This window comes from Pseudomonas sp. GW821-FHT01D09 (assembly GCF_059422465.1).
The window spans coordinates 45799-58091 of the sequence record NZ_JBWKWY010000025.1; the positions used below are offsets into that span (position 1 = coordinate 45799).

Annotated in this window: 5 protein-coding genes and 1 pseudogene; all 6 read left to right on the forward strand. The window is 56.2% G+C overall.

The window, feature by feature from the left end; all coding sequences use genetic code 11:
- Positions 1-4: 4 nt before the first annotated feature.
- The 6 genes and pseudogenes from AC07W7_RS19830 (at position 5) to AC07W7_RS19855 (ending at position 12171) form a co-directional block, all read left to right on the forward strand.
- Complete coding sequence (locus AC07W7_RS19830) at positions 5-9862, forward strand: two-partner secretion domain-containing protein (RefSeq protein WP_495039963.1); 9858 nt, start codon at positions 5-7, stop codon at positions 9860-9862.
- A gap of 49 nt (positions 9863-9911) precedes the next feature.
- Positions 9912-10259 carry a hypothetical protein gene (locus AC07W7_RS19835; protein ID WP_495039964.1) on the forward strand — a complete coding sequence of 116 codons (348 nt, stop codon included), beginning with the start codon at positions 9912-9914 and terminating at the stop codon, positions 10257-10259.
- 306 nt (positions 10260-10565) lie between these two features.
- Positions 10566-10859 carry a hypothetical protein gene (locus tag AC07W7_RS19840; RefSeq protein ID WP_128591914.1) on the forward strand — a complete coding sequence of 98 codons (294 nt, stop codon included), beginning with the start codon at positions 10566-10568 and terminating at the stop codon, positions 10857-10859.
- Between the two features lie 158 nt (positions 10860-11017).
- Positions 11018-11152 carry a hypothetical protein gene (locus tag AC07W7_RS19845; RefSeq protein ID WP_495039980.1) on the forward strand — a complete coding sequence of 45 codons (135 nt, stop codon included), beginning with the start codon at positions 11018-11020 and terminating at the stop codon, positions 11150-11152.
- Positions 11153-11394: 242 nt separating this feature from the next.
- Positions 11395-11625, forward strand: a pseudogene (locus AC07W7_RS19850) (transposase); the annotation flags it as partial.
- 147 nt (positions 11626-11772) lie between these two features.
- Positions 11773-12171, forward strand: coding sequence for a hypothetical protein (locus tag AC07W7_RS19855; protein WP_495039965.1), 399 nt, complete (start codon positions 11773-11775; stop codon positions 12169-12171).
- The last annotated feature ends 122 nt before the right edge of the window (positions 12172-12293 follow it).

The window sequence follows — 12293 nt, forward strand, 5'->3', positions numbered from 1 at the left end:
TGATATGGATGTTCGCCAGCTTGCTTTCCTCGCCCGCCAACCGTCGGCTGCCGTAAAACGCCGTGACACCTTCTGTGGCGTGCCCAAAAGCGGCCTGGCGCTGATCCTGGCCAACGCGCTGTTCTGGCAGCCGCTGCTGGTCCAGGCCGAGGGCATTGTGATCAGTGGCCCGGGCACGACGCTGGGCGCGGCGGGCAATGGCGTACCGGTGGTCAACATTGCCACGCCCAATGGCAGCGGCCTGTCCCATAACCAATTCAAGGACTACAACGTCGGTGCCAACGGCCTGATCCTCAACAACGCCACAGGCCGCACGCAAGAAACCCAACTGGGCGGCATCATCCTCGGCAACCCCAACCTCAAGGGCGGCGCCGCCAATATCATCCTCAACGAGGTCAACGGCGGCAGCCCCAGCCAGTTGCGCGGCTACACCGAAGTGGCGGGCCAGTCGGCCAAAGTCATCGTCGCCAACCCCTATGGCGTGACCTGCAACGGCTGCGGCTTTATCAACACCCCCAACGTGACCCTGACCACCGGCAAACCGATCCTCGATAACGGCCGCCTGGACCGCTACCAAGTCGATGGCGGCGCGGTGACCATCGACGGCCAGGGCTTGAATGCCGACAACGTTGACCGCTTCGAGATCATCACCCGTTCGGCCAAGATCAATGCGCAGATCAATGCGCGTAATTTGACGGTGATTGCCGGGCGTAATGACGTCAATGCACAGACGTTGAATGCCACGGCGCGTGCTGATGATGGCAGTGCCAAGCCGGAGTTGGCGATTGACTCGTCGGCGTTGGGTGGGATGTATGCCGGCGCGATCAGGCTGGTGGGGACTGAGGCTGGTGTCGGGGTGAAGCTGGACGGTACGTTGGCGGCCAGCGCGGGCGATATTCAACTGGATGCCAATGGGCGCTTGACCATGGCCAATGCCAAGGCCAGCGAAGCGGTCGTGATCAAGGCCGGTGAGCTGGACGCCACGGGCGCGGTGTACGCCGGCACGCGTATCGATGTGCAAACCACCACGGGCTTAAGCAACCAGAAAAGCCTCGCCGCCCGCGACAGCATTACCCTCGCCAGCAACGGGCAACTACTCAACAGCGGCATTATCGAAGCGGGGGTCAACCCTGATGAAAGCCGTAATGCCAGCGGCGATGTCAGCCTATCAGCCGCCAGCCTGAAAAATACCGGCAGTGTGGTTGCCAGTCGCAGCCTCGGCGTAACCGCCACCCAGGCTCTGGACAACCAGGGCGGCACGTTGAGCGGTACGAAAACGCAGGTTAATGCCGGACAACTGGATAACCGCACCGGCCGCGTGCTCGGTACGCAGACGCTGAATATCACTGCCACGGCCCTGGACAACCGTTCCGGCAAGTTGCTCGGTAGCCAGTTGAACGTGATGGCCAGCGGCGCCATCGACAACCGCTTGGGGATCTTCTCCGCCAGCACATTGCTGACGGTGCAGGCGGCCAGCCTGGATAACCGCAATGAAGGCAACCTGGTCAGCCAGGGCGCCCAACAAATCGTCGTCGGGCAGTTGAACAACAGCCAGGGCGGGTTGGTGTCCAGCAAAACCACCCTGGCGCTGCGTGGCGAAAACATGCTCAACCAGGGTGGCCTGGTGATCGCCGACGAGGCATTGACCCTGACCGGCGGTAGCTTCGACAACAGCCAGAAGGGCGTCATCAGCAGCAAGGCCGATACCCAGGTTGAGCTGACGAGCCTGAACAACAGCAACGGTGGCAAGTTGAGCAGTGCGGGTCAGTTGACTCTTAACGCCGCCGAGCTCGAAAACGCTGCTGGCCGTATCAGTGCCACGGGCGACCTGCAGGCGACAGTCGGTATCCTCAAGCAACAAGCAGGCGAGTTGCTCAGCGAAGGCGCATTGAGCCTGCGCGGTACTACGCTGGACAACCGCAACGGCGGTCTTGTCGCGGCCACTGGCGGCGTGGAAGTGCGCAGCCAGGAGATCTTCAACCAACTGGGCGAAATCTCCAGCCAGGCCAAGGTGCTGGTGGTGGCCGACCAGTTGAACAACAGCACCGGCAAAGTGATCGGCGACAACGGCCTGAACCTCACGGTGCAACGCCTGATCAATCAGAACAAGGGCCTGTTGGCTGGGCGCGAAGGCCTGCTAGTGAACGGCGGGCAACTGGATAACAGCCAGGGTGGGCGTCTCACCAGCCAGAAAAATATCAACGTCAGTGTGACTGGCGATTTGCTCAACCAAGGCCAGGGCACACTGCTCAGCGAGGGCGAGTTAACGGTCAAGGCCGGTGCGCTGGATAACTCCCAGGGCGGCGTGATCAGCGCCAAAAGCAGCATTGATCTGCGCACCGCCGGCCTCAATAACAGCCAGCGCGGCAGCATCCGCAGCGACGCGGGCATCACCCTCGATGCTGGGCAACTGGATAACAGCCAACAAGGCTCGATCTTCGCCCAGTCGTCAGTCAAAGCCACTGTCACCGGGCTGGACCAACAGGATCGCGGTGAACTGGTCGGCCAGGCCGGCATCGACCTGGATTTGAAAAACGGGCTATTGAACAACCGCGACCGTGGCCTGATTGCCACGCCGGGCCAGTTGCTGCTGCGCAACCTTGGGGCTGTGGATAACCGTCAGGGCGGCGAGATTTCCAGCACGCAATCCTTCCTGTTAGCAGCGGATGCGCTGGATAACCGCGGTGGCAAAATCATCAGTCGCGACAGCTTGCAGGTGCGTGTTGCCCGCGCGCTGGATAACAGCGCCGAAGGCGTGGTGTCGGCACACAGCGCCTTGCAGGTGCAAGCCGATAGCCTGAACAACCAAGGCGCTGGCGCACTGGCCAGCCAGGGCGCGCTGGACCTGACGGTCACGGGCCTACTGGACAACCGCCAGGGCGGACAGATTGTCAGCGACATCAGCCTGACCGCCAACGCTGGCGCTGTGGATAACCGCTCCGGCGTTATTGGCAGCCAACAGGCGCTGAACCTGACCACCGGCAGCCTCGACAACAGGGCTGGGCTGATCAACAGCCTAGGTGACCTGACCCTGACCGGGCAAAAGGTCGATTCAAGCCTGGACGGCGAGATATCGGCCAAGGGCGACTTGCAACTCACCGTCCAGCAGTTGATCCAGCGCCAGGGCCGCTTGATCGGCGAACGCGCGGTGACCCTCGACCTGCAAGGCGGCGACCTGGACAACAACGCGGGTTTGATCCGCGCCAAAGGGCCGCTGACCTTTGCTCGACTGGGCAACCTGAGTAACCGTGAACAGGGCGAAATCTCCAGCCAGACCGCCTTCACCCTCAAAGCCCAGCGCATTGATAACGGTGATCGCGGGGTCATCCTCAGCACTGATCAATTACGCCTTGAGGCGGGCGAAGTGGTCAACGCCAATAAGGGCTTGATCTCGGGTTGGAACGGCTTGACGGTGGTTGGCGACAACCTGGACAACAGCGCCGAAGGCACGTTGTCGAGCAAGAGCGGCACCCTACAAACCACGCTGACCGGCGCCCTGGACAACCACAACTCGGGCGCCCTGGTCAGCCAGGGCAAGCAAACCCTCAATGCGGCGAGCGTGAACAACGATCAAGGGGTTATTTCGGGCCAGGACGACGTCACTCTCACAGTGAGCGGGCGCTTGGACAACAGCCAGAATGGCTTGATCTCCGCCGCCAAAACCCTGGACTTCAACCATAACCAAACTGAAATCCTCAACCGTGGCGGGCAGATCAACGCCGCCGATATCCGCCTGATCGGCCAGCGCCTGGACAACAGCGCCGGCCAACTGATCAGCCAGGGCGCACTCGATGGCACCCTCAGCGGCGCGCTGATCAATGCTAACAACGCCCGTCTGGCCAGCGGCGCAGCACTGTTGCTGAACGCGGCGAGCCTGGACAACCGTGGCGGCCAACTGGTCAGCCAGGACCGGCTCGACCTGACCCTCGCCAACGGCGATCTGGATAACCGCGACAAAGGCACCCTGGCCAGCCAGAAAGACCTGGTGCTCAAACTGCTGACCGGTGATGTGAACAACCAGCAAGACGGCCTGATTTTCAGCCAGAAGGGCAAGCTCGACCTGGCTGCACGCACCCTTAATAACCAGCAAGGCACACTGCAAAGCCAGGCCGACAGCCTGCTACGGCTCAGCGCAGCCCTGAACAACCAGGGCGGACGCGTCGATAGCCTCAGCGGTAACCTGGACCTGAACTCGGCCAGCGTGACCAACACCACGGGTGGTGTCCTCAATAGCAGCCAGGGCTGGATCAAACTGGTAACGGGCCTATTCGACAACGGCGGCGGTATCACCCAGGCGCAGTCCCTGGATATCGAAGCCAAAGGCGGGTTGCTCAACCAACTGGGGCACCTTTCGGCCCTTGCCGGTGAGAGCCAGATTGTCACCACCACCTTGAACAACCAGGGTGGCGGTGTGTATGCCGACACCCTGCTCAAGGTCACGGCCAAGGATTTTGATAACCAGGGCACAGCGGTTGGCAACGGCGGCAAGGTCGGTGCACGGAACATCGACTTCGGCCTCACGGGCACCCTGAGCAACGGTTTTGGCCTGATCGAAAGCGACGAGACCCTGCGCCTCGCCGCGCAAACCCTCAATAACGTGGGCGGCAACCTGCGGGCCATGGGCCGCGTCGGCACCACCGAGATCCGCACCTCGGGTCTGTTCGACAACCGCTTTGGCGCGCTGGAAAGTGCCAATCAACAACTCACACTGCAAGCCGGCGATCTGGACAACAACGGCGGGCGCATCGTCCATAGCGGCAGCGGAACATTCGACCTGACCTCCGACCAAGTCACCCGCGCTGGCGGCAGCTTCGTCACCAGCGGCCAACTGGATATCAAGGCGGCGAGCTGGACCAATAGCAGCGTGATCCAGGCCGGCCGCCTGAATCTCGATATCGGCCAATTCACCCAGACCGCCAGCGGCCAGTTGCTGGGCTCGCAAAGCCTGACCGGTATTGGTGACACCTGGACCAACGAAGGCCTGCTGGCCAGTGACGGCAGCCTGAACCTGACGCTTACCGGTGGCTACAGTGGCAATGGCCGGGTCAGCAGCCTGGGTGACATGACCTTCACCAGCGCCCGCATGGACCTGGGCGAAAACGGCCGGGTTGCTGGCGGTGCGCTCACCCAAATCAACAGCGCGCTGCTGAACAATCAAGGGCGCCTGACCTCCATTGGCGATCTGACCGTCAACGCCACGACCCTGAACAACTACGGCACCCTGGGCGGCTCTGAAAAGGTCCGCCTGAACGCTACTCACCTGCTTAACGACAGGGGCCTGATTTTCAGCGGCGATGACATGACGTTGCGGGTCAATGATTTCAGCAACCGTTTTGGCGACGTCTACAGCCTCGGCGGCCTGGACATTGCCCGCGATGACGCCAACGGGCGCAGCGCCCTGATCGAGAACATCTCCGGCACGCTGGAAAGTGACGGCAACATGCGTTTGTTGGCCGATACCCTGAGCAACCGTCGCGACCAGTTCAGTACGGAAAAGAAGCTGGTATCGGGTAGCGTTAACACTTACTTCGACGACTTCTGTGATGGCAAGGGTTGTGAAGTCCACTTCAGTGCCGTCGAGCGTTATGAGGACGTGGTCACCGGCAGCTCGGCCTCAGCCTTTATCAATAGCGGTGGCGACCTGACAGTGGGCAGCCAGGCCTTCAACAACCTCTACAGCTCGGTCTCGGCGGCCAAAAATGTCCTGATCAATACCGATGTGTTGAACAACACCGGCGCGGCGGGTGGTGAGGATATCCTCTACAACTCGGAGTTCTATACTCGGGATACCAGCCAATACGACACGTTCATCAACCGCAGAAACCAGTTCAATCTCTATAACGATCCCAACTCCGCTGACTACCGTCCTGGCGAAATGACCATGGACAAGCTCAGGGATGGGATTGGCAACTTCTACAAATTCTCCAGCTCTACCGTGCCCACTTCCGGCAGCGTGCTTGCTCAAGCCGTGATCCAGGCGGCCGGCGCGGTCACAGTCAACGCCACCCAGCAAATCAACAACAGCGTCATCCGCCCGAATGCCACGACCATTGATACCCCGGCGGCCAATCGCAACACCAACTCGGATGTCTTCGCCTCGACCGTAAAACCGGCGGTCACCGCGCAATTACCGCCGGACCTGGCCCAGCGCCAGGTCAACCCTGTGACCTTGCCGGGCTTCAGCCTGCCCGCCGGGCAGAACGGTTTGTTCCGCCTCAGTGGCCAGCAAGCCAAGGCTGAGGGGGCTTCCAGCGCTTCGACGAACGCTGCGGACTTCAGCGTCGGCGGCCGCCAGATTACCGCCAAGGACCGAGAGCAAACCCTCGACTACACCGCCGTGCAAGAACGCGGCTTCAACCTCGACGGCCAGCCAAGCGGCCAGGGCCCATTGGCACTGGACACCAGCGCACCATCGATCAACCGCGTACAAGGGCTGCCGCCTGTCACTCCGGTAGACAACAGCCACAAATACCTGGTCGAGACCAACCCGGCCCTCACCGACCTCAAGCAGTTCATGAGCTCCGACTACCTGCTGGCGAAACTCGGCTATAACCCCGATGACAGCTGGAAGCGCCTGGGCGATGGCCTGTACGAGCAACGCCTGATCCGCGAAGCCGTGATCGCCCGTACCGGCCAGCGCTACATCGATGGCCTCACCAGCGACGACGCATTGTTCCGCTACCTGATGGACAACGCCATCGGCTACCGCGACTCGCTCAACCTGCAACTGGGCGTGGCCCTCACCGCTGAGCAAGTGGCGGCGCTGACCCACGACATCGTGTGGATGGAGGAGGCCCAGGTCAACGGCCAAAAAGTCCTGACCCCAGTGCTCTACCTGGCCCAGGCCAACAACCGCCTGGCACCCAACGGCGCGTTGATCCAGGGCCAGGACGTGAGCCTGATCACTGGCGGCGACCTGCATAACGGCGGCACCCTGCGCGCCACCAACAACCTGAACATGGTCGCTGTCAATATCGACAACAGTGGTCTGATGCAAGCCGGCAACCGCCTGGACATGCTCGCCACCGACTCGATCCGCAACACCCGGGGCGGGGTGATCAACGGGCGCGATATCAGCGCTACCGCCGTTACTGGCGACGTTATCAACGAGCGCACGGTGACCACCTTCCGAACTGAAGGCCAGGGCTACCAACTGCGTAACGACGTGGTGAGTTCGGGCTCACGTTTTGAAGCCACCGACACCGTAAAAATCAGCGCCGGGCGCGACCTATACAGCGGCGGCGGCACCATCAAGGCCGGTGGCGACGCCACTCTTGCGGCCGGGCGCGACGTCATCATCGCCAGCCAGGCCGAACAAGATGACGCTGCGTTCCAGCGCCGACGCGTCAGCAGTACTGAGCAAACCATCCTGCAACACGCCTCCAGCGTCGAAGTCGGCGGCAACCTGACCCTCGATGCCCGCCGCGACATGGCCGTGATCGGCAGCAGCGTCAGCGCCGAGAAAAACCTCAGCGCCAAGGCCGGCGAAAGCCTGACCCTGGCAGCGGCGGCCAACGAGGAACACGACTATTCCAAAGGCAAAAAAGGCGGGACCAAAACCACCAAGCAACTGGATACCGTCACCCAACAAAGCGCCGAACTAAAGGCAGGCGGCGACCTGATCGCCATCGCCGGCACCGACCTGACCCTGGTCGCCAGCAAAATCAGCGCGGGCAATGAAGCCTATGTGCATGCCGATAACGAGCTGAACATGCTGGCGGCGCAGGACAGCAACTATTCGCTGTACGACATGAAGAAAAAGGGCAACTGGGGCAGCAAGAAAACCCAACGCGATGAAGTGACCGATGTGAAAAACATCGGCAGCGAGATCAAGACCGGGGGTGACCTGACGCTGGAGAGCGGTGGGGATCAGTTGTATCAGGCGGCGAAGCTCGACAGTGGCGGGGATATTGCGATTGCCAGTGGGGGGGCGGTGACGTTTGAGGCGGTTAAGGATTTGCGGCAGGAGAGTCATACCAAGAGCAAGAGTGACTTGGCCTGGAACAGCGCCAAAGGTAAGGGTAATACCGATGAAACTCTGCGTCAGACGGAAATGGTGGCCCAGGGGCAGTTAGCGATTCGGGCTGCTGGCAAGATTAACATCGACATCAAACAAATTGATCAACAGTCGGTGAGCCAGACAATTGATGCGATGGTTCAAGCGGAACCTAAGTTAGCGTGGATTAAGCAAGCTGAAGCCAATGGGCAAGTTGATTGGCGAGTTGTGAAGGAAATTCATGACAGCTGGGATTATAAAAACTCCGGATTGGGTGCTGCACCTGCGCTCATTATTTCAATTGTCGCCAGCTTTTATCTTGGGCCTCTTGCTGGAGCCATGGCGAGTAACTTCGCTGTAGGTACAATAAATGGCGGAGGAGACATTGGTGCAGGTCTTAAAGCTGCAACCAGTAAGAATGCGATTAAGGGCTATGCAACACAGATGGTCACGAGCCGTATTCTGGCTGGTATAGACACCGCTGTACCCGGGTGGAATTCTGACGGCCCGTTAATTCTAAATGCCAATGGCGTAAATAACCCTGGCTATAGCGCAAGTATGCTGGATTGGAATACGGTCAGTGAAAACGTACTTCGAAGCAGTACACATGCTTTGGTCGCAGGCAGCGTTAACACTGCGATCAATGGTGGTAGTTTAAAAGATAACCTTGGAGCTGCTGCCATTTCGGAAGGCCTCGATCTCACCGCTGCTTTTGGCAATAAACAAGTCGGTGATTTGGCCGACTATTTGAAAGTCAGCCCTGGCTCGGCCTCAAAAATTTTGATGCATGCTGTCTTGGGTGGCGCGCTTTCATCCGCTAAGGGTGGTGATTTTAAAACTGGCGCACTTGCAGGAGCTGCTGCGGAAGGGTTGACGTCTATTGCGACAGAGAATCTTGGAAAATATCTAGATTATCAGCTTTCGTCGAATGGCCAGTTCAAAGTAGCCACCGCTCAAGTTATTGGAGTCTTGGCGGGGGCTTTGGGTAATGGTGATCCTGAGACAGCCAGCTGGGTGGCGGGTAATGCTCAGCGCTACAATGACTTTTTGCATATGGGAGGTTGGGCTGCTGCTGCTGCCAGTCTTGACACGTCGTTGGTTGAACAAGGTGCGACACCGGAGCAGAGATCCGAGGCACTGAGAGGACTGGTCAGAGGCGATGGGTATGAGGGGCCTGGACATGATTATGTTGCTGGCTGGGTCTTGGTACCTGGGGCTATAGGGCTAGGAGTCGCTTCGGCTGAACTGGTGATGGGGTGCGCACTTGCACCCGTAATGTGCAATCAGGCTGCATTAGCCGTAGCTGAAGTAGCGGGCGGAGATGCTGCTCTCGGTGGTACGGCGCTGGGTGTGTTTGGTGGTGGGGCGTTGACGGTAGCTGGAGGTGCGGTTCAAAGCGGAGGTCCTAAGGCGCTTCAATTATTGCCTGAGTTCTCAAACGGTGCAAAAGGACCTGGCGCTGTTCCGAATCTTACTGAACGTGGTACGTTAACTAATGTTTTCCCAAATGACCCTGCTATTGCGCAGCGACCAATAAGGACTCTTGTTCAAGACTCATCTGGTCGTTACTGGTTGCAAACTCCAGGTGGCAGCAAGATAACGCCATCAGGATCATATGATTTTGTAACAATGCCTGATGGAGCAGTTCGAGTCAGTAGACCAAATGTTAATGAGGCTTTTTCGACTCACCTTGGACTTAGCGGTGGAGGGGACGTTAAATATGCAGGCTCTATACGCTTTGGGAATAATGATGGTCCAAGTCGAGGAACAATAAGTCAGTGGACTAATAGTTCTGGGCATTACAAGCCGCCAGCATCGTTGAGTAGTAACTCCGGGCTGCCAGAAAATTTATTTAGCCCGAAGTAGGTTTGATATGGATGAGCGACAGAGATTGTTATGCGCACAGCTTGTTAGCATGAGTTCTGATCAGGCGGCTGATTGGCTAATAACTAAGTATCCGATAGAGTCTGCTGATTGGGGAGAAGCATTGCTACTTATTTCACATCGTACGTGGAAGCGTTCTGATCAGAAGCGATTAGCAAAATATTACTTTAAAAAATTACCTTTTTCTGGGCCGAGGGGGTATGAGTCATTTGCGGCTATTATGTCTATAAAATTATTGCTTGATTGTGTGTCGGAAGCTATTCCGACAGAGGCGTCAAGGGTTGAATTACTGCTTTATTATTTGATTCCAGCTTTAACTGGGGCGGCTAAAAATGACTCGGATAGACAGTTAATTAGAAATTTTGTTATGGGGCTTTAGTTGGTTATTTGAAGTGCTAAAATATCCCGGTACTGCCGAGGGTATAGTTTTTTACTCCGCTGTAATCAACGGTGCAAAAGCGACAGTGCAGGGTCCTTTGGTTTTTTGCGCAAAAGGGGACCGCAAAAGGCGCAAAAGGGGACAGATTTATTTTTTGCTTAGAGGTGTTTTTCCTCGGTTAAATAAATCTGTCCCCTTTTTCCCCAATACAACTCCGCAACCGGTAAAGCATACGATATGAAAATTACCATGCAGCAGCAGCTGCCCCCTGTGCTGCAGCCCGGTAGGACTATTGAGTGATGTGGAATGATTATTCGAGAAATTGGGCGAGAAGAGCCTGTGCAGGTGTTTGGGATTTACTGGATAGAGAACGAGCGCTTTTACTGGGTCATTCCTTATGATGGTTACGGCGGTCTGATGGCACTCAGTGATAGAGAAGTCAATGTTGTTGACTCTTCTTTGTCAGCTGATCTCATCCTCTGCAAGGATGGTGGGGGAGGGGACATGATTCTGCATTGGGCAGCGGAAGATTTGATTGAAGAGCTTGTGGAGCGTGATCCACAGGCGATGGTCGAGTTCTTAGAACGCTTAAAAGGCTGATGGTCCAAAAGCAACTGAAGTACCGGCTACGTCTGCAATTGCACGGGTAGGACTGCGGGAAGACCTTGCATCGAGTAGGAAAAGGGGACAGATTTATTTTTTTGCTTTGAACAGGCGGCGAAATCGATCAAATAAATCTGTTCCCTTTTTTAATCCACATAAACTCAGGTAGTAGTATTCCTTCTGGGATTAACCGAGCTCAGTTTGAGAGATGGAAAAAGGATTACTGGAAAGGCCGGGCGAGTGGTTTTTTGCAAAAGGGGACAGATTTATTTTTAGCACTTCGAGGGTGACAGAGTCAGATTACGATTTTTCTGGGGTTGGTTTTTAGGGGGGGATGGTTTTTTTGAGGCTGTGTTACTTTGTTCTTTAATAATTTGGTTTTATTTTTATGTCGTTGGAAGTTTTCCTTTTAACTAAATCGTTCGGCTAAAACACGACCTTTTATTGTGATATTTATACGCTGAAGCAGAAAAAGAAAAATTTATTTTTGTCCCTTTGCTAGGCTATAAACTCTTAAGGAAGGAGGTTCATTATGCCTAGGATGGGACGTGTTGTTCTGCCAAACTATCCGCACCATATTGTACAACGTGGTCACAATCGTCAGGTTGTGTTTGCCGCGCCAGAAGATTACCAACGCTATATAGGGGATCTTCGGGAACTGAAGGAGGCATTTGGCGTAAAAGTATATGCCTATTGTTTAATGACCAATCATATTCATTTGTTAGTCACACCAACCGAGTCGGTTGCTGGTTTGGGGCAACTTACAGGAAAAGGGGACAGATTTATTTTTAGCACGGAACTTCTCGTCTTCATCCGGTCAGACTGGACCGGCGTGGACTATAGATGTCCCTAAAGCGGCCACAGGTACCACGTACAACCCAGAAATAAAATTCCTGATTAGGAAACCATAATGACTGTAAGATTTTTTGATGAGATAGTGCGCGATTCATTTGGCCTATGGATATCGGCTCTTTTTAGCGCGATTGGTTCATGGAACCCTGAATTTACATTTGAACAGCGAAAAGATGCTTTTTTTTACATGATTGAGTATCTATTGGTTAACGGTAAGATAAAATTTATTAAGCTCGGGGTAGATTGCTATGTTTCCCCAGATAATCCCCACCCAAATTTCTCTATTTGCGATGAGGAGGCCCATTGGGATTTAGGTGTAAAGGAGATTGTGTCTTATCTAAGAGATGGCTGGCCAGAAAGCGCAGAGTCTGAAAACGATGGAGAGTTAACGATTTATTTTTATGATATTCCAGGAGTGATTTGGATAGATGAGAATGGGCGTTTTTTTGCGTCGTAAAGTATTGGTGCAAAAGCGAAAGTGCAGGGTCCTTTCAGGAAAAGGGGACAGATTTATTTTTAGCACTTCGAGGGTGACAGAGTCAGATTACGATTTTTCTGGGGTTGGTTTTTAGGGGGGGG

Coding starts and splice junctions, on each gene's coding strand:
- AC07W7_RS19830 (WP_495039963.1), top strand. CDS start 5: ATGGATGTTCGCCAGCTTGCTTTCCTCGCCCGCCAACCGTCGGCTGCC.
- AC07W7_RS19835 (WP_495039964.1), top strand. CDS start 9,912: ATGAGTTCTGATCAGGCGGCTGATTGGCTAATAACTAAGTATCCGATA.
- AC07W7_RS19840 (WP_128591914.1), top strand. CDS start 10,566: ATGATTATTCGAGAAATTGGGCGAGAAGAGCCTGTGCAGGTGTTTGGG.
- AC07W7_RS19855 (WP_495039965.1), top strand. CDS start 11,773: ATGACTGTAAGATTTTTTGATGAGATAGTGCGCGATTCATTTGGCCTA.